The organism is Fibrobacter sp. UWH9 (assembly GCF_900129715.1).
Lineage (GTDB): Bacteria > Fibrobacterota > Fibrobacteria > Fibrobacterales > Fibrobacteraceae > Fibrobacter.
Genome location: NZ_FQWP01000001.1, coordinates 409,633 through 428,829, shown reverse-complemented (window position 1 = coordinate 428,829; position 19,197 = coordinate 409,633). Strand labels below are relative to the sequence as shown.

Genomic DNA, 19,197 nt, shown 5'->3' with positions numbered 1-19,197 from the left:
ATTAAATTTTAGAAAATAGCCCATTTTTTGTTTAATTTAGGCGAAAGTCAACAAAAAAGGGTGGCGAAGCCACCCACACATGTTGATGAAGAGCCAGATGTTTCTTTAAATTTCAGGCATTTCCAGCAGCTGTTCCATATCGGCGGCACTGATTTCAAAGTCCAGGGCGCCGTTTTCGCGGATGCGTTCGGCGTGGGTAGACTTGGGAAGCGTCACCAGGTTCAACTGCAGGCAGAAACGGTTTGCCAGCTGGGGCACAGACACGCCATACTTCTTGGCCATCTCGCACACCGCAGGAACGTTCATCAGGCGGCCCGTCGCATTGGGCGAATAAGCCTCCACGCGGATTCCGTTGTAGCGGCAATACTCGATCAGTTCCAGAGGCACATGGCCAATGTGAACGCGAATCTGGTTCACCACCGGCTGGACCTTGCAGTTATCCTGGATGTTCTTGATATCGTCAATGCTGAAGTTAGAAACACCGAGGCAGCGGATTTTGCCCACGTCGTAGGCGGCTTCCATGGCGCGCCACACTTCCAGATTCTCGGCATTGTAAGAAGGCGCATTCGGGTCCTTCATTTCGATCCAGGGTTTGGGCCAATGGATCAGCATCATGTCGATATGGGGCGTAGCCAAACGTTCATAGCTTTCTTGAATAGACTGTTCCGCCCCCTTGTAGCTCTTGACTTCGGCGGGCACCTTTGTGGTCAAGAAAATACTTTCGCGGTGGATTCCCGTCTTTTCGAGGGCAGCCTTCAATCCGGCGCCAACCCCAGCCTCGTTACCATAAACAACGGCGGTATCGATATGCTTATAACCTGCATCGATGGCGGCCACAACAGCGTCGGCTGCAACATCGTTCGGAGTTTGCCAAGTGCCAAGGGCAACTTTCGGAATACGGACACCATTGCTCAGTTTGTAAACTTCATCTAAAACCATGCACGACTCCTTTGAAGGCAAGTTTTCTAGAGAAATCTATACCATTTCGGGGCAATATGCAATTTGCACAGAAAATTTTTTTACTTGAAGGCCTTCTTGGGGTCGAAGGGGTCTACATGGACCATGGCATCCACCACATTTTCGCCCGCTTCCAGGATTCGGCGCTCCACTTCTTCGGAAAGATCATGGGCAGCCAGGAGGGTCATATCGGCAGGAACCACAATATGCAGGTCCACATGAAGGTCACTACCCACAAAGCGGGTCCTGAAACCATGGATACTAATGACGCCGGGAGTTTCAAGGGCTAACGTTTTTAATTTCGTCGCCGTTTCCTCAGGGGCACCAATATCTGCCACCTGGTGAATTCCAGGCCAGGCAATTTCGTAGCCCGAATGCAGAATAAAGCAAGCCACAATCAGAGCGCCCACGGAATCCGCAAACCAAAGTTCCGGGAACAGGATGCCGATCCCCACCGCAATCAACACGGGAATAGAACTGTAGGCATCGCTGCGATGGTGCCAGGCGTTGGCTTCGAGAGCCTGACTGCGGATGTTCTTGCCCGCCTTGCGCGTATAACGGAACAAGCCCTCTTTAATGGCAATGGAGAGTGCCGCCATAACAGCAGCAATCCATTCCGGATGAGACGCGCCCTCTTCTCCCAATCGCAGGGTCTGAATGGCATCGTACCCAAGCCCCAAGCCAACAGCGCAAACCGCCACACCGATCCCCACAGAAATCAGGGTCTCGAAACGGCGGTGGCCATAAGGGTGGTTAGCATCCGGCGGACAGTTCCACAACTTGGAACCCGCAATAACGGCAATATCCGTCAAAAAGTCAGACGCACTATGAATAGCATCGGCAATCAAGGCCTGAGAACCACCGATAAAACCGGCGAAGAACTTGCCCACAGACAGAGCCACGTTCCAACCCAGGCCAACCCAGGTCACATGGCGCACTTCGGCGCTGTCATCTTGCTTAACGATGCGAGTCATACCCCTAATTTAGCAACCTGTTCAAAAAAAGACTAGGACTAAGGGGAAAGGAAGGACATAAACTGCGGGGTAGATATGAGTGAACAGTGGATAGTGGATAGTGGGGTGTCGTCCTGAACATTCGCAAACTGTCATTCTGAACATTCACAAACAGTCATTCTGAACTTGTTTCAGAATCTCATAAACGCACGAGACCTTGAGCAGTTTAGTTATGAGTGATGAGTTATGAGTAGTGAGTAGTGAGTAGTGAGTTATGAGTAGTGAGTTATGAGTAGTGAGTAGTGAGTAGTGAGTAGTGAGTAGTGAGTGATGAGTGATGAGTTATGAGTAGTGAGTAGTGAGTAGTGAGCTAAAAGTAAGGCGCCTTTGGCGCGACTATAAAAACTCATAGCTCACAACTGAAAACTCTCCGTTGGTAAGGGCGTCTCCGGCACGATTTTAATAACTCATATCCGATATCTAGATCCTTCGCTTCGCTCTGGATGACACTTCATATCTCATATCTTGTATCTCGTATCTGCTTTCTAGCCATAAATACCAGGGTATACGTGTACGCAATAGTGGGTTCAACCCATGAATACATGGCAATGCATAAGTGCAATAGTGAATTTGCAGAACTTTTACACGGGTTTGCCTCTGTGCAATTGCGCATCAAAAGGAGGAAACACCGGGCATGTTTCAAATTAGTTCCTCAGGGGACAATTAAGCGTCTCCCCCCAGCGTCTTTCTTTGCAACGAATCCCCTTGCTAGCGCATCTAAATAGCTGTAAAAAGTCTAATACTTTCTAAATTTTCTCCGTAAAGTATGATGAAGCTATTGAAATTCTTAATTGTAATCGCCATTTTGGCGGGCGTTGGCTATGGAGTCAAGACGTTTGTGTTTGACAAGGGGGCCGAAGCGAAGATTGCCACCTTGGTCACTTCGGAAGTTACCCTGGCCACCATTTCTACCACTATTTCTGCAACAGGTTCCCTGGAACCCGTAGACCAGGTGGAAGTGGGCACCCAGGTTTCTGGCGATATCAGCAAGCTTTTCGTGGATTTCAATTCCAAGGTCAAAAAGGGACAGGTCATTGCGGAGCTGGACAAGTCCAAGTTACAGGCCACCTTGAACCAGGCCGAAATCGCCTACAAGTCAGCCGAAAACGATTTTAACTACAAGACAAAAACTTTTGAACGTACCAAGAAGTTGGCCGAAAGCAACAGCGCCAGCGCCGTGGAACTGGAATCTGCCGAGTACAGCGTAAATGCCGCCAAGTTCACCATGGAACAGCGCAAGAACGAAGTGGCCCAGGCCCGCCTGAATCTCAGTTACGCCACCATCAAGAGCCCCATTAGCGGCGTAGTTTTGAAGCGCGCCGTAGACGTGGGCCAGACCGTGGCCGCCTCCATGAGCACCCCCACCCTGTTCATTATCGCAAAGGACTTGAGCCAAATGAAGGTTATGGCCGACGTAGACGAAGCGGATATCGGACAGGTAAAAGCCGGCCAGCGTGTTGAATTTACAGTGGACGCATTCCAGGACGACAAGTTCAGCGGCAAGGTTCAGGAAGTACGCCTGAACCCCACCACCACAAGCAACGTGGTGACTTACACCGTGGTCATTACCGCCGACAATCCGGATCAGAAATTGCTGCCGGGCATGACCGCCACCTGTACCATCGTAACGAAGGAAGTTCAGGACGCCATTTCCATTCCGGCAAAGGCATTGAAGTTTACACCCAACGAAAGCACTCCCATGGCGGACTTCAAGGATATGCCACGCCCGCCTATGCCTCCCGAAGGTTTCGGCCCGCCGCCAGGATTCAAGGAAGGCGAAATGCCCCCGCCGCCCCCGGGAATGGATGGTCCTCCTCCTGGCGGTCCTGGTGCTGGCGGCCCTCCCCCGGGAATGGGTCCCGGCGGTCCTGGCGGATTCGGCAAGGGTGGCTTTGGCGGAAAGCGTAAGCCCGGCAAGCAGAAAGGCAGAAACATGGTCTGGGTCAGCGTCAACGGGAAGGCTGCCCCCCGCCCCATCAAGATTGGCATTAGCGACGGCGTGAACGTGGAAATCCTGAAGGGTCTAAGCGTTGGTGACGTCGTGATTACCGGACAGGAAATCGAGACCGAAGTCAAGGCCGAAAAGGAAAAGGCAAGCAGCCCCTTTATGCCTGGCCCTCCGGGAAAACGCAAGAAGAAATAATCCCACGCAGACCAGGATCTGCGCGGCAAGAGAGAGAGAAAGTCTTCGCTACGGCGGAGACTTTTTTATTATTCGGGAACATTATTCCCGAAGGAAACGCAAACGAGAACAATCACCCCGTTTTTTCTTAATATCAGTTTTATTTATCATCTTTTTCCAGGGGATTCTCTGCGTAATTATTCTAACTTGAGTTTGGTTTTGTAAATCAAGGTGTGTTCAGGATAAAACTCTAAAGGAGATTTTATGTTTTTGAAGCATGCCCTGGGTGGCGTTCTTGTCACCGCAATTGCAGCTTCCGCGTGGAACCTTGACGGTACCGTGGTCAACACAGACAACGAGCCTCTGGAAGGCGTTAACATCACCTGCTACAACTATGGTGGCTACACCGCAACAAGCGACGCCCAGGGAAGATTTTCCATCGGCGATAAAATAACGACTGCAATTGCAGACGCCTCTATTCAAAACAAAATTGCCGTAGCCAAAAATGGAAACGTCTTGAGCATTGCCAACCCCAGCGGTAATTCCTTCAAGGTTTCTATGATGGACGCTCTTGGCAAGATGATGATGCAGCAGGAGTTCAATTCGCAGAACACCTCCATCGACATTCAGAAATTCGCTGGTCAGAAATTCATGATTCTGAAGGTGTCCAGCAATAGCGTAAACGACAACTACATCGTAAGTCGCGGTGCCTTGATGAAGGCTGGCGACCCTCTGCCCTACTTGGCATTCTCTCTTACCGGATACAAGATTTTCAGCTATACCATGGCCGAAGAGGAGGAAACTGGAAAAGTCTTTACCTTGGAAAAGCAGGACTTGACAGCATCCAGTTCTTCTATGACTTGGGAGCAGCCTAGCTCTTCTTCTATGACTTGGGGACCGGCAAGTTCCGCATCCCAGAGTTCCGCCTCCACAGCAAGATCCAGCTCCAGCGTCGAACTGATTGTAAATTGCGCCAGCAAGACTGCAAAGGCCGGCGATCAGACCATGAGCGTAAACGTAGATGGACAGACCCGAACCTTCATCATGCACGTTCCCAGCGCCTACAAGGGCGACAAGGCAGTCCCTCTGGTCATTGACTTCCACGGTATCGGCGGTAATGGTCAGGGACAGATGGGCGGAACCCAATTGAGGGCTCAGACTGATCCTGAAGGCGTCATCTCCCTGTACCCCGACGGAGCAAGCGCAGCCTGGAACGTAGGCCCCTGCTGCTCTACCGCAGACGACGTAAAGTTCACCCGCGAAATGATCAAGGCGGCCAGCGAATCCGCCTGCATCGACAAGAAGCGCGTGTACGCCAGCGGCTTCTCTATGGGCGGTGGCATGACCAATCATCTGGCTTGCAACTTGGCCGATGAACTAGCCGCCGTGGCACCTTCCGCAATGGATCTGAATACCGTCAACAGCGCATCCTGCAACCCGGCTCGCCCCATTCCCATCATCATGTACCGCAGCACTAGCGATGGCGTCTGCGTCTATCAGGGTGGCGACAGCGGTCGCGGCGACGGCCTGAACTTCCTCGGCGCCGAAAAGAACTTCACCTTCTGGGGCCAGAAGAATGGCTGTACCGGCAACCCCACAGAAAGCCGAGACGGCAACGTCACCGTGAAGGAATACTCCAACTGCATGGACGGCGTGAAGGTTGTATTCCGCAACGATCCTAACGCAGGCCACTCCTATGCTGACGGCAAATCTGCCTGGGCATTCCTGAAGCAGTGGCAGCTGCAGTAATCAAGAATTCATCTACTCCTTCTAACAAAAAATCCCGAGTCCGTTCAAAAACGGAACTCGGGATTTTTTATGAAGCGACTCTCGGCTCTTAATCGTGGGACTCTTGCCCCGCGGGCTGCGAGTCTACGGCCAAAGGTTTTGTTATCCAGGCAAGTTTACTTGCCTGCGCACCAAAACCTCTTTAGTCGTTCATCATATGGTTGTAGAACTTGGAGTAGTTGTCCTTGTCTTCGGTCTTGCGGACGGCGATTGCATCCTGCGGGTGACGGTTCAGCATACCAGTGATCATCTGCGGAATGATGTAGCCCCATTCGTACTTGGCCTGGAGCGGGAGGAACAGTTCCTGGTAAGCATCGAGAACCGGACGGAGATCGTACTTGGGGTTCTTCAGGAAGCCAAGGAGAAGTTCGGTGGTGCAGTTGCCAGCGCCACGGCCCATACCGGAAACGGAACCGTCCAGGAAGTCAACGTGGTTGATGATAGCCTGAATGGTGTTAGAGAAAGCCAGCTGCTGGTTGTTATGACCATGGAAGCCGAACTGCTTGTTCTTCACGATGCCACGGTAGCGAGCCATTTCCTTATCGATGTCTTCCTGGTAGAAGGCGCCGAAGCTGTCTACGAGGTACAGAACGTCAGCCTTACATTCTTCGTTCACCTGGTGCAGAGCTTCATCCAGTTCCGGACCGCGGTCACGGCTAACAGCCATGATGTTCAGAGTGGTTTCGTAACCCATCTGGTTGAAGGCGTTCACCATTTCGATACCCTTGTCGATGTTCTTCACGTAAGAAGCAACGCGGAACATCTGGTAGGGGCTTTGGTCAGCGGGCTTCACAGCGTCCATGTTCACGCGGCCCACGTCAGCCATCACGGCCATCTTCATCTTGGAATCGATGCCGTCCTTCACCTTCCACAGCAGATCGTCTTCGCAGAACTTCCACGGACCGTATTCCTTGGGGTCGAACAGTTCCGGAGAGTTCTTGTAACCCATTTCCATGTAGTCGACGCCAGCGGCGGACAGGAGGGTGTAAAGACGACGGACGAATTCCAGGGAGAAGTCGTGCTTGTTGACGAGACCACCGTCGCGGATGGTGCAGTCGAGAACCTTAATGCTTTCGTAGTACATAGTAGCTTATAGGTTAAAGGTTAAAGTGTAAAAGTTAAAGGGCCTGCGGCCCGATTTCTTATGAGGGTAAAGGTAGATTAATAGGTGGGTTCGCACAAGGGGACAGCTAACCTAGAGAAGAACTTTATGCATTTTAAACGCATTTTTTGCGTTAATAACACTCTAACACCCTATTTTTGATGGTATTCAGGACATTACAAAAGCATAAAATCACCTCATTTTCAACACAATCCATAGAATCCATCAAGGTCGACAAGCCTATGACGGGCCAACCCATCTTTATTTTAACGCAACTTTTGCGTAATTATTAATCTAAAAGGTTAGCTTTGTTCTCCCGATGTTCATCCATCCCCTTTTAATCTTCTTGAACTACGGAATTAAATTTTATCTCATGAGAACAAAGATTTTTACCGTATCGACTTTAGCAGCGCTGGCCTCCATCGCCAACGCAGACAACGCCTTTTACTACAACCAGGTGGGTTATGACGTAGGTCAGCCCGTTTCCGTTATCGTGGAAAGCGACAAGAACCTGGAAGGGGTCAACTGGACTTTGTTCGGCGGCGGTTCCGATGGAACGCTGGGCGGCAGCATCAAGGGCGGAACTTTTGGCGCAGGCGTCAATCCGGATAACTGGAGCAAGAACGGCAAATACTATGTCATCGACTTGGGCGATTCCCTTAAAGCAGGCACATACTACGTCAGCGTCAACGAGGGCTCCCCTTCTACATCAGATTATTTCGTGGTTGCAGAAAACGCCCTGGCCGCCAACACCTTGAAGTCCGTGATGGATTACTTCTACAAGGATCGCGCCGACAAGGATCCTATCGTGGGCTGGGACAAGAGCGTTCCTCTGGAAGGGAGCGGCACCAAGGTGGACGTTCACGGCGGTTGGTATGACGCCAGCGGCGACGTGAGTAAGTACCTTAGCCACCTGTCTTATGCAAACTATTTGAACCCGCAGCAAATTCCGCTAACGGTGTGGGCCTTGGCATTCGCCGCAGAAAAAATGCCCGCCGCATTGAGCGCCAATCCGTCTACCGTTACCGCAGCGGATGAAGCCATCTACGGCGCAGACTTCCTAGTCCGCATGCTGAGCGAAGAAGGCTACTTCTACATGACCGTATTCGATAGCTGGGGACAGGCCGACCGTAGCGTCTGCGCCTTTAGCGGAAGCGAAGGCACAAGAAGTTCCAAGTACCAGACCGCATTCCGCGAAGGTGGCGGCATGGCGATTGCAGGCCTTGCCCGAGCCTCTATGCTGAAGAAGAACGGCGACTACACCAGCGAACAATACCTGGCCGCAGCAAAGAAGGGCTTTGAACATTTGCAGTCCAAGCAGTCTATTGGTGGAAGCTGCGCCTATTGCGACGACGGCAAGGAAAATATCATCGACGATTACACCGCGCTGTTGGCAGCAATGGAACTATATAGCGCAGGTGCTTCATCGGAAAAACATGACTACTACAACGAAGCCCTCAAACGCGCAGAACACCTGATTGACCGACTCAGTGATGAAGGATTCTTCTGGAGCGATGACGCTAAGACTCGTCCCTTCTGGCACGCCAGCGACGCAGGGCTTCCTCTAGTCGCGCTATGCCGTTTTGCAGAGTTAGCACACGAAATGGACTTGTGCCCCGGTGGCGGTTGCGCCTCCCGCGAACTTCCCGTGGTTAAAGACGCTATCAGCAAGCATCTAAACTGGCTTATCTCCGTTACAAACGAAGTGGGCAATCCCTTCGGTTACGCACGTCAAACCGCCAAGACACAAAACACCATCAAGAACACCTTCTTTATCCCCCACGATAACGAAAGTAATTACTGGTGGCAAGGCGAAGACGCTCGATTGGCCAGCCTTTCTGCCGCAGCCGTATACGCAACAAAAGTTCTAGGAGACACCCCGAACAAAAAAGAAATCAACAAGTACGCTACCGATCAGCTGGACTGGATTTTGGGAAAGAACCCTTACGGCGTGTGCATGATGTACAAGAAGGGAAAGAAGAATCCCGCCATCTATGATGGATCTTCCAATTACGACGCCACCCTCGAAGGCGGTATCGCCAACGGCATTTCCGGATTGAACACAGACGGTAGCGGAATCGTGTGGGACGACGTCAACGCCATTAACGGAAAATCTTGGGACAACTGGCGTTGGATTGAACAGTGGCTCCCCCACAGCACTTGGTACCTGATGGCACTAGCCACCCGCTATGACGAAGTGACTCGAGAAGCAACAGGCGCAAAGGACGGAATCGTTACTCAAATCGCAACAGGCTTCAACATGAGCCTGAATGGCCGAACCCTGATTGTAAACCTGCAGAATGCAAAGTCTTCTAGTATCCAGTTGACAGACTTGAAGGGCCGCAAAGTCATGAACCAGCCGGCAGTTGCAGGCCATGCCACTCTGAACCTGCAGACTCTGAAGAGCGGCGTTTATATGGTGAAGGTAGGTAATACCGTAAAGAAGATTGCCGTCAAGTAAGGTCGCTCAAGAGTACTCACTCAAAAAGGCAGTGGAAAGAGTCCTAGACAGGAGAAATCCACCGCCTTTTTATTACGTTATCCACAAAATAAGGTAAAACACATACAAAAATAGCTCCCAAAGGAGCAATTTTCACCGCTACGGTCCAAATTCGCGTAGGATTTTTACACACAAAATAAAGAAAAGGCAGTGGAAAGAGCTTCAAACAATGGTTTTCCACCGCCTTTTTCGCGTACATCCAAGATTCAATTACCCCTTGGAAAGGGTCAAGAGCACTGCGCCGGCGAGAATTACAAATGTCGCCAGCAGAAGTTTGATGCGTTCCTTGGCAGTCTTGTATTCGCCAAAGACAATCACACCCCAGCAAAGGTTCACCAGCAAATTAAGCTGAGTCAAGGGATAGCCAACGGCATATCCCAAGGAACCGCCTGCAGCAATAGGAGCGATAGCCCAGAAGCAACCGTGCATGCCAAAAGTCCAAAGGGCACCTGTACCCACGCAAATGAGGCTTGGCACCAGCGGGAAATCAAATGCCTTCTTACGTTTGAGCATGAGGATACCCACCAGAATCTGGCTTCCCACAAAGATGCCGATAGAAAGGGGGCACATAAATTCCAGGTCGGAAAGCTGAAGGCCATGGGCAGTCGCTATTTTGAAAGGTATGAGGTAAGTACCGAAAACAAAACCGCCCAAAAAAGAACGCCAGTTCTTAAAAACGGAGCCTCCTGAGGAAGGCGTCAAGCGGGACAGGCCCACCAGAAAGCATACAATCGCCGGGATGGACAACGCAAAGTTGGAAGGTTCTCCAAACAGCAGAACACCGGAAAGGAAGGAAGCCAGGATGCTCACTCCCATGGCACGGACACCTGCTCCAGCAAGGTCAGCCTCGGCTTGAACCGCCCAGAAGCTGAAAGCCCCGCCTGCCACCCACAAAAGACCGCAAAGCAGGCCCATGGGGTTCAAGTTGAAAGATCCTGTCACAAAGGCAATCACCAGGGAACAAATTAACGCCCCCGTGGTCATCATGGAAAGGAAGGACCAGGAAGAATAGGAAGACCATTTCTTCAGCGGCACCATGTAGGAGCCAAATATGAAAATGGCGAGCAGCGCGCCAATATAACTATTTCCCAATGCAGAACCCCGCAAAGATGGATTGTAAAACGTCTTCAGATGAGATTTCGCCGGTAATGCTCTGGAGGGCGCGGCGAACGATTTGCATTTCAAAGGCCAGCAGTTCTACTGCGGGATTGGAACGCAACTGTAGAAGCACGCGATCGATGCCGGCAAGAGCTTCTTCGAGGCAGGCCTTTTCGCGTTCGCTTGTAATCCAGAGGTCTTCGGAATTTTCGCGATTCTTGAAAAGGCGGGCGTTGAGAGCGGATTTAAGTTCAGCGAGACCTGCGCCTGTTTTTGAAGATATGGCAAGTTGCCCCTGAACCGAGTTCAGAGCGACATCCCTAGAAAGGTCAGCCTTCGTTTGCAGAACAAGATCCGGATGAACATTCATGCCTACTGGATCCTTCACCCCTTCGGGGTTCAGGATGACGCTAGTTGTTCCATCAACTAACAAGATTTTCATGTCGGCTTCAGCGAGAATCTGACGGCTCTTTTCCATGCTTAAGGCATCCAGAGCGTCGGCAGCCTTTTCGGCAAGGCCAGCGGTATCCACCAGACGGATTTCGCCACCATCCAGGAACAGACGGACTTCCACGAAGTCGCGGGTGGTTCCCGCAATGTCACTGACAAGAATACGGTCTTCACCTAGCAATGCATTTACCAAGCTGGACTTACCTGCATTAGGGGCTCCATACAAGACCACCAGAGGCAAGCGGCCCACTTCAGCCTTGCCGCGGAAACTATCCAGAATTCCCTGAACCGACTGGCGAATGGCCACAAAGCGGGTTTCCCAGCCAGCGTAATCCGGATCCGCCTCTTCTTCGGCGAAATCCACATCCAGTTCCATGCGGGCAGAAATATCCTTCACCTGCTCGGTGAGGGCAGAAACCTTTTTAGAAAGGGCGCCTCCCAGCAAACGGTGGGCGTTTTCCAATTCGGAACGGTTTGCGCTGTGAATCACGTCAGCCACAGACTCCGCCTGGGTCAAGTCCATCTTTCCGTTCAAAAAAGCTCGACGGGTATATTCACCCGGTTCAGCCAGGCGCACCCCCTCTACCATTCGGCAAGCCTGAAGCAGGTCACGGACAATTAGGGGATTGCCATGGGGGTAAAGTTCCAGGACATCTTCGCCAGTATAAGAATTGGGACCTTCAAAATACAAGTACAGCAGACTATCAATCACAGCCCCGGTACGGCATCCACCTTCAACAGAAGCTGGCCACTTGGCTGTACCCAGTTTTGCCATGTGGGATTTAAGCCCAGCCACGGCCTTTTCACCAAAGAGGGTCTTCACCACGGATTTCACCTGGGGGCCGCTGACACGAATGGCAGCCACGGCACTTACGCCGTTGGGGGTCATCGGGGCTACAATAGTCTGTTTTTCCATGGCGTGAAAAATAGAAATTCATTTTTCTCTGTCCAATACAACAAAATGGACCATTGACGGAATTGTGTTAACTGTGATTTACGGCAAATCATGCTTACAAAAAACTTCCACAAATTGGCAAGACTAATACATTTTTATTACTCGGCTATATTCACTATTGGAATGCTGATTTTATTATCTAGATTCCCTACATATGAGTCAGTTCAAGATTATTTCTCGCCCCCTGGGTACTGTCCAGTGTTATGTATTGCAGCGCGATGACGGTGCAGAATTCGAAATCCTTAGCGGCTACGGTGGAGGCCTTAACGCCTGGCGCGTACCCGTAAACGAAAAACACGGCGAACTGCTTGATCTATTGTTCGGTTACCGCGACGGTTCCACCATCCACCAGGTGGGCCCTGATACCAACGCCGGCTGCCGACTGACCCCCTTCCCGGGAAGAACCGGTTTTGCCAAATTCAACTGGAACGGCAACGAATACCAGCTGGAAAACAACGTTAGCTGGGCTCCCCACGCCCTTCATGGTTTCTTGCAGAACAGGGAATGGACTTTCCAGAGTTTTGAAAGCGATAACGACTGCTGCACAGCAGTATTCACTTGCGACTGGTCTGGCGCCTACGCCGGCTTCCCCTTCCCCTTCCGCGCCACCAACACCATCATCTACACAGGTGAAAAGGTGACCATCTACTCCAAGGTCGAAAACCTGGGCCAGAAGGACATGCCCTATTCCGAAGGTTGGCACCCCTACTTCAGCCTGGGCGAAAAGATTGACGAACTAACCCTCTCCATGCCTGTGACAAATCTGGCCGTGCTGGATTCCGCAGACCTCCCCACCGGCAACTTCAAGGAAGACACCCGTTTCGTCCCGTCTCGCAAGATTTCCGATGAATTCATCAATGACTGTTTCTGCCTGGGCAAGGAATTCGCCCAGACTCCCGCCGATGCAGATTTCATCAACAACGCACACGTTTTGCTGGAAAGCGAGAAGTACCTGCTGGACATCTGGCAGCGCGCCGGTATCGAACAGTATAACGCCATCCAGATGTACACTCCCCCCGACCGCATGAGCATCGCCATCGAGCCCATGACCACGGAACCGGATGCCCTGAACCATCACCGCGGTCTCATCGTGATTCCTCCGGGCGAATCCCGCACTTTTGAGTTCGGCTTCAACTTTATTGAGAAATAGCTTTTCTATTTCGCAACACACTTAAAGAAAATGGCTTTTTTCGAAAGAAAACGCCATTTTTTTCATTAAAAAGTTTGTTGTGTTCCATTCAACGTTATTACAACATAGAACATCAAAAAAAGAATTCTCTCCTCTCAGGAATATAATTTTAGTCAAGTAAATCTTTTTGTATGGAGTGTTTATGAATATCAAGAAATCCCTCTTGGCATTTGGCTTGGCTGCAACTGCAGCTATTCTGACAACAGCATGCTCAGACGATTCTAGCAGCGGTCCTGAAGAACAGACTACCGTTGTGGGAGATGATCCCGCCGCCACACCTAGCGACAGCACCGGCACACCTTCTGGCACTCCTACCGACACATCTAACACGACCATCGATACCACTGCAGTATCTGACAACGGAAACGAAGGAAACAACACTCCGATTACCAACGTGCCCGGAACCTTCAGCTACGCTCCGGTTACAGAAGGAGCTACTGCTAGCGCCCAGAAGCTTTACAACTTCCTCGCCACCAACTTCGGTTCTCGTACAGTTTCCGGTGTTCAGACCGGTGACGTCAACACAGCCACCGTCAAGGAAATGAACGACGTCAAGGCCGTATACGAAGCCGCAGGCAAATATCCCGCGCTGGTGGGTTTTGACTTCCTGTTCGCAAACGGTGTCAATGCCGGAGATGCATGGTACAAGAGTTATACAAAGATGGCTGTGGAAGCAGCAGCGGACCTTTGGAAGCAGGGCGGTATTCCGGCCTTCTCCTGGCACTGGAAGGACCCCAGCCACGCTATCGACGCCTTCTACACCAAGAAGGGTAACGCCAGCGAATTTACCACTTTTGACTACGCTGCAGGTTTTAAGGCAGGAACCACCGAATGGGACGAAACATCCGAAGCCTACCAGCAGATTGTCGCCGACATTGATGAAATTTCTGAATACTTCCTCCAGCTTCAGGAACAGGGCGTAGCTGCAATCTTCCGTCCCCTTCATGAATCCGGTGGAGCCTGGTTCTGGTGGAGCGCCACCGACAAGATGCACCAGGGTGCTGAATACGCAGCCCTTTACCGCCTTGTATATGACCGCATGGTCAAGGTCAACGGTGTAAAGAACCTGGTATGGGTGTGGAATGCAGAAAAGACAATCTTCAGCGATGCAACGTGGGATCCGGGTAGTGCCTATTACGACGTGTTCTCCGTAGACATCTACAACAAGTCCTATGACTATCAGAGCAACGCAGCTGTATTCAGCAACATGAAGACTATTCATGGCGACAAGATCATCGCACTCTCTGAAAATGGTCCTATCCCTGACGCATCCCTGATGCACGCCGACAACGCCGTCTGGAGCTGGAACATGCCTTGGTATGAAAGCTGGGACGGCAAGTACGTCAGCAAGACCAAGAACACCGTCTGGGCAGCAAACCTGGCAGATCCTTGCGTATTCGCCCTGGAAGACATGCCCGGTTGGGACAATTACACCATCAGCAACGCTCCTGCAGCAGCATGCGTCGTCGGATACGCCCTTGCAGACCTGGATACCGCCGTTGAAAAGGCACCCCTCGTGCTTCCTGAAGACATCGCCACCAATGGATACTTGCAGGTTGTCATGACAGCAAGTTCTCCAGAAGACACCGTTCGCGGCAACGTAGTCCTCCACGGAGGTTCCGTCGTCGACCTGTCCAAGGCAACCAAGCTCACATTCAATGTTGACAATTCCAATAACGGAGACGGTCTGTGGTTCACCATCGCCTTCATGGACTCCAAGTGGAAATGGGCTCAGCCCGACGGCTGCTGGATTAACGGCGGCGCCAAGGAAGCCTGTGAAATTGATCTTGCAACAACAGCCGCAAACCAGACCGTTCTTGAAGGTGAAGAACTGACAGCCTATCTCGCAGACGTTTCCACAATCCTCCTGGAAATTTCCACCCCGGGTGTAAACGGAACGATTTTCTACGACGATGTTGTCGCAGACGACGGAACAGCTTTGAGCGATTTCAACAAACCCGCCACAGTTGAAGTCCAGGAAGGACAGTTCATGGACGCAGCCATTATCGGTGGCGCACAGTAATCCCTTTTTCTACAAAGGTAAAAGTTTATGCTTCGGGATAAAATTCCGAAGCATTTTTTGTTTTGATAAAAAAAAAAAAAACACTTTGATTTAAACTACCAAAATAAATTATATTAACTCTGTTGTTTGGTATTTTTGCGTCTCTGAAGACGCTTGTTTGGAGTATACTTATGAACAAAATTTTAAAAAAAGCTTTAGCGCTTTCCCTGGTGGGCGGCGCCTTTTTCGCAACTTCAGCCATGGCCGCAAACGGCGATGGTTATAAAATGAGCATTTGCGCAAACGACAAGAGCAAGCTCTGCTACAACGGCAATGAAGTATTTCTCAACGGCATGAATATCGCCTGGTGGAATTTCAGCCAGGACGTTGGTAAGGACGCCAACGGCAAGCTGATGACCATCGACGAAAATGCAGTCCGTAAGGATTTGAAGGATCTTCGCGCTGCAGGCGGTAACTCCATTCGTTGGTGGCTTTTCACCAACAACACCATGGACCCAAGCTTTGATCCCACCACCCATTACGCCACAGGCATCGAAGAACAGACCATCAAGAACGTCGGTATGGTTCTGGATATCGCCGAAGAATACGGCATCGTGGTAGACCTCTGCCTTCTTTCCTTCGACATGATGAAGAAGGACTACGAAAGCACAACAAGTTGGGGCGGTCGTTTTGACTTTACCGCCAACGAATTGATTCTTAAGGAAGAAGCCGCCACACAGGCTTTCATTGACAAGGCTGTGCTTCCGCTGGTAAAGACATACAAGAATCATCCCGCACTCCTCGCCTGGGAAGTATTCAATGAACCGGAAGGCATGACCAGCACCGAGAACTTCGGCAACGGCTGGGGCACCGAGCTGGTGGACATCAAGTACATCCAGCGCGTCATCAACATGACTGCCGACGCCATCCACAAGGAAGCCCCCAACAACCTGGTTTCTAACGGTAGCGCCCGCTTCACTATGACCAGCGACAAGTGCGGCAAGAACTACTATACCGACGCCATGCTCCTGGCCGCCGGCGAAAACAAGTACCCCAAGGGAACCCTGGACTTCTACCAAGTTCACTACTATCCCGAATGGAATCCCAACAGCGCAAGCCCCTTCCACAATCCGTACAGCTACTATCTGCTGGATAAGCCCATGGTGGTAGGCGAGCTCCCGGGTGCCGACTGGGTTAAGGTGAACACCAATGGCGGAAACCTCAGCAGCGACCCTGCTGGATCTCGCCAGATGACTATTGCAAACGCCTACAAGTACGCCTTTGAAAACGGCTACTCTGGCGCCATGGGCTGGACTCTTCACGAAGAAGCCGGCAACAGTTTCTACCTGAACGCCATCTGGAGCCTCGCCAATTCCGCAGAAGCTCTTACAACCATCTACAAACTGGATTCCACCAAGGTGAAACTTTCTGACTTTACCGCATCCGCCGGTGGACAGAACGGCTGGATGAAGGTGACCTACGCTGGCGTCGACGCTTCTGAAGGAGCAAACCTGACATACAATTTCACAACCAACCTGGGAACAGCAAAGGCTATTACCTTTACCGTAAAGAACAACTCCACCAGCGATCTTCAGTACACCATGGCCATGAAGACCAACGCCAGCGATACTCACATCAAATGGGGCTGGTACAATGCCAACAGTTACTGCGACGTAGCAGCAGGCGAAACCGCAACTTGCACCTTCCCCATCGACAAGTTCGCCTACTGGGAAGACGACTTCCCCATCACCAGCAATCTAGGCAACCTCAGCCAAGTCATTATCAAGATGACTACGGATGCCTTCAGCGGCGAAGTTCTAATCGACAATGTCGTTGTTGACGACGGCGCAATTGTCATCAACAACTTCGATACAGAATTCGACACCTTCTCCCCGGAACAAGCCACCATTACCAAGGTGGAAACTTACTTTGACGGAACTCCGGCAACGACAGCAATCAAGGCTACCGCAGCAGCACCTGCTACAAAGATGTCTGTAAACGGAAACAGCATCATGTTCACTGCCGCTTCCGCGGGCCTGGTTAACGTAGATGTGTTCGGTATGAACGGCAAGCGCGTCGCCACCCTCTATCGCGGAACCCTGTCTGCAGGCACCCACGCATTCGATATGACCGACATGTCCAAGGGTCAGTACATCGTACGCGTCAAGGGCGCAGGCATCACCGCAACCCAGCCGATCATCATCAAGTAATTCATCAAGTTTGATGTGTGGGAAAACGTCGCGGGACATCGCGGCGTTTTTTTCTAAAAGAATATGTATACATGGAGTTTTGGAATGAACATGTTTAAACAAGCCCCGTTTTTTGGATTGGCCGCCCTGGTTTCGGCCAACGCCGCAGCAATTCGCCTAGAAGCCGAAGACGCCGTTCTCGCCGACGACCATAAAGTTGAAGTTGTTTCCAAGGCAGGCGTTTCTGGAGGTTCTTATGTGGCTATGAAAGAGGGCAATTTGGAATTCAAGGTGAACGTTCCTGAAACAGGTTATTACACCCTGTGGGCCAATTACATGCTCCCTACCGACGGGACTGACAAAATTCAGAACTTGACTATCAACGGAATCTCCGCAGGTCAAATTTCCTTCGGCATGAACGACGAGTTTTCCACCATCAAGGGTGCAGGAAAAATCAAGCTGAACAAGGGCGACAACACCATCGGTATTGTACATTCCTGGGGCTGGGTGAATCTGGACTACATCGAGCTTACCGAATACGAAGCTGCCCCATTCAGTCTGAGCGCAAGTCCCGTGACACCGGAACCTACCGAAAGCGCACAGAAGCTCTATAACTTCCTGCTGACAAATTTTGGAAAGCGAGTCATTAGCGGCGTCATGACGGAACGTCCCTTCGAAAATGACGGTAAGTACACGCCTCAGACTTACGAAACTCAGACTGAATTGAAGTACATCGCAGATGCCTCCGGCAAGAACGTGGTGCTGGTAGGTTTTGACTTCTTGCACGCCAGCGGCAGCGGCTCCGACGGCATGTGGCATCAGGGCTACACCCACGCCACCCTGGAAATGGCAAAGTACGTCTGGAAGCAGGGAGGCATCCCTCAATTTAACTGGCACTGGAAAGACCCCATGTGGGATGTGGAAGCCTTCTACACCGAGTCCAGCGGAAACGATCCATTCACCACATTCAGCGTCACCAAGGCTTACGACCTGACTACCAAAAAGTGGAAAACAGAATCCGACGAATACAAGGCCATTGTCCGCGATCTGGAAATGATTGCCGACAGCCTTCACACTTTACAGGAAGCCGGTGTTGCCGTATTGTGGCGCCCCCTTCACGAAGCCGCCGGTAAGTGGTTCTGGTGGGGTACCGATGGTGCCGAAGCCTGTGTCGCCCTTTATCGTTTGATGTTCGATATTTTCGTCAACAAAAAAGACCTGCATAATCTCATTTGGGTCTGGACCACCGACGAAGCCAAGGACGCCATCGATTGGTACCCTGGCGACGAATACGTAGACGTTGTGGGCCGCGATTACTATTACTATCCTCGCGAAGCAAACCACTCCAGCCTGGTGGGCAGTTTTGAAACCGTGAAGGATATTTACGGCGGCAAGAAGATTATCGCCTTAAGTGAAAATGGTTCTGTTCCCTTCCCCGACGAAATGAAGGCCGATGGAGCCAACTGGAGCTGGTTCATGCCCTGGTACGGTGACTACGCCATGGAAGGCTGGGCCAACGACAATACGGCAGAAACCTGGAAGACCGTCATGAACAACGACTTCGTAATCACCCTGGAAGATATGCCGGGTTGGGACAAGTACGAATTGGCAGACGTGTCTGAAATTGCAAGCCTTAAGGGTAAGCAAGAGACCAAAACGAACTTTAAATCTGCAGGAACAAGACTCATAATCAAGGGAAATAAAGTTCAGGTCCACAAGGTCGATCAAAACAAGGATCAACCCAAAATTTTTGACCTTACAGGAAAGAAATTTCCCAATAACTAATTCCTTGTAAAATTAGACGATCGAAGGCCGCGAAAAACGCGGCCTTT

General features: G+C 51.1%; 12 protein-coding genes. 7 read left to right on the top strand and 5 right to left on the bottom strand.

Going from position 1 to position 19,197, the window contains the following annotated elements; all coding sequences use genetic code 11:
* Window positions 1-105: 105 nt before the first annotated feature.
* Window positions 106-939 (bottom strand): aldo/keto reductase, encoded by an 834-nt coding sequence (locus BUB94_RS01855; protein ID WP_073233696.1) that lies wholly within the window; start codon window positions 937-939, stop codon window positions 106-108.
* 80 nt (window positions 940-1,019) lie between these two features.
* A complete protein-coding gene (locus BUB94_RS01850; protein ID WP_073155945.1) occupies window positions 1,020-1,931 on the bottom strand; it encodes a cation diffusion facilitator family transporter in 912 nt (303 codons plus the stop codon).
* Between the two features lie 805 nt (window positions 1,932-2,736).
* On the opposite strand from BUB94_RS01850, the gene BUB94_RS01845 reads away from it, so the two are divergent.
* Complete coding sequence (locus BUB94_RS01845) at window positions 2,737-4,113, top strand: efflux RND transporter periplasmic adaptor subunit (protein WP_073233694.1); 1,377 nt, start codon at window positions 2,737-2,739, stop codon at window positions 4,111-4,113.
* A 243-nt stretch (window positions 4,114-4,356) separates the two neighbouring features.
* Window positions 4,357-5,841, top strand: coding sequence for a PHB depolymerase family esterase (locus tag BUB94_RS01840; RefSeq protein WP_073155939.1), 1,485 nt, complete (start codon window positions 4,357-4,359; stop codon window positions 5,839-5,841).
* Between the two features lie 181 nt (window positions 5,842-6,022).
* Here BUB94_RS01840 and BUB94_RS01835 read toward each other — a convergent pair whose 3' ends face one another.
* Complete coding sequence (locus BUB94_RS01835; RefSeq protein ID WP_073233692.1) at window positions 6,023-6,964, bottom strand: aldolase catalytic domain-containing protein; 942 nt, start codon at window positions 6,962-6,964, stop codon at window positions 6,023-6,025.
* 391 nt (window positions 6,965-7,355) lie between these two features.
* Between BUB94_RS01835 and BUB94_RS01830 the strand changes: the two genes are divergently transcribed.
* On the top strand, window positions 7,356-9,443 hold the full coding sequence (locus tag BUB94_RS01830; RefSeq protein ID WP_254793633.1) for a glycoside hydrolase family 9 protein: 2,088 nt from the start codon (window positions 7,356-7,358) through the stop codon (window positions 9,441-9,443).
* A gap of 249 nt (window positions 9,444-9,692) precedes the next feature.
* Here BUB94_RS01830 and BUB94_RS01825 read toward each other — a convergent pair whose 3' ends face one another.
* Window positions 9,693-10,574 (bottom strand): GRP family sugar transporter, encoded by an 882-nt coding sequence (locus BUB94_RS01825; protein WP_073233690.1) that lies wholly within the window; start codon window positions 10,572-10,574, stop codon window positions 9,693-9,695.
* Entirely contained in the window at window positions 10,564-11,946 is a 1,383-nt protein-coding gene (mnmE, locus tag BUB94_RS01820; RefSeq protein WP_073233688.1) for a tRNA uridine-5-carboxymethylaminomethyl(34) synthesis GTPase MnmE, read from the bottom strand. Before mnmE ends, BUB94_RS01825 begins: the two co-directional genes overlap by 11 nt.
* Before the next feature lie 193 nt (window positions 11,947-12,139).
* Here mnmE and BUB94_RS01815 point away from each other — a divergent pair, with 193 nt between their 5' ends.
* The 4 genes from BUB94_RS01815 (at window position 12,140) to BUB94_RS01800 (ending at window position 19,150) form a co-directional block, all read left to right on the top strand.
* The gene (locus tag BUB94_RS01815; RefSeq protein WP_073233686.1) at window positions 12,140-13,135 is read left to right on the top strand and encodes an aldose 1-epimerase; all 996 of its coding nucleotides are present in this window, start codon (window positions 12,140-12,142) and stop codon (window positions 13,133-13,135) included.
* A gap of 181 nt (window positions 13,136-13,316) precedes the next feature.
* Window positions 13,317-15,197: a glycosyl hydrolase gene (locus tag BUB94_RS01810; RefSeq protein WP_073233684.1), complete on the top strand. Its 1,881-nt coding sequence runs from the start codon at window positions 13,317-13,319 to the stop codon at window positions 15,195-15,197.
* Window positions 15,198-15,367: 170 nt separating this feature from the next.
* Window positions 15,368-17,386, top strand: a complete 2,019-nt coding sequence (locus BUB94_RS01805) for a T9SS type A sorting domain-containing protein (RefSeq protein ID WP_083537985.1) — start codon at window positions 15,368-15,370, stop codon at window positions 17,384-17,386.
* A gap of 84 nt (window positions 17,387-17,470) precedes the next feature.
* A complete protein-coding gene (locus BUB94_RS01800; RefSeq protein ID WP_249505560.1) occupies window positions 17,471-19,150 on the top strand; it encodes a glycosyl hydrolase in 1,680 nt (559 codons plus the stop codon).
* The last annotated feature ends 47 nt before the right edge of the window (window positions 19,151-19,197 follow it).

What these genes read in the sequence shown, in the direction of transcription:
- BUB94_RS01855 (WP_073233696.1), bottom strand. Translation starts at nt 939, where the DNA reads ATGGTTTTAGATGAAGTTTACAAACTGAGCAATGGTGTCCGTATTCCG.
- BUB94_RS01850 (WP_073155945.1), bottom strand. Translation starts at nt 1,931, where the DNA reads ATGACTCGCATCGTTAAGCAAGATGACAGCGCCGAAGTGCGCCATGTG.
- BUB94_RS01845 (WP_073233694.1), top strand. Translation starts at nt 2,737, where the DNA reads ATGATGAAGCTATTGAAATTCTTAATTGTAATCGCCATTTTGGCGGGC.
- BUB94_RS01840 (WP_073155939.1), top strand. Translation starts at nt 4,357, where the DNA reads ATGTTTTTGAAGCATGCCCTGGGTGGCGTTCTTGTCACCGCAATTGCA.
- BUB94_RS01835 (WP_073233692.1), bottom strand. Translation starts at nt 6,964, where the DNA reads ATGTACTACGAAAGCATTAAGGTTCTCGACTGCACCATCCGCGACGGT.
- BUB94_RS01830 (WP_254793633.1), top strand. Translation starts at nt 7,356, where the DNA reads ATGAGAACAAAGATTTTTACCGTATCGACTTTAGCAGCGCTGGCCTCC.
- mnmE (WP_073233688.1), bottom strand. Translation starts at nt 11,946, where the DNA reads ATGGAAAAACAGACTATTGTAGCCCCGATGACCCCCAACGGCGTAAGT.
- BUB94_RS01815 (WP_073233686.1), top strand. Translation starts at nt 12,140, where the DNA reads ATGAGTCAGTTCAAGATTATTTCTCGCCCCCTGGGTACTGTCCAGTGT.
- BUB94_RS01810 (WP_073233684.1), top strand. Translation starts at nt 13,317, where the DNA reads ATGAATATCAAGAAATCCCTCTTGGCATTTGGCTTGGCTGCAACTGCA.
- BUB94_RS01805 (WP_083537985.1), top strand. Translation starts at nt 15,368, where the DNA reads ATGAACAAAATTTTAAAAAAAGCTTTAGCGCTTTCCCTGGTGGGCGGC.
- BUB94_RS01800 (WP_249505560.1), top strand. Translation starts at nt 17,471, where the DNA reads ATGAACATGTTTAAACAAGCCCCGTTTTTTGGATTGGCCGCCCTGGTT.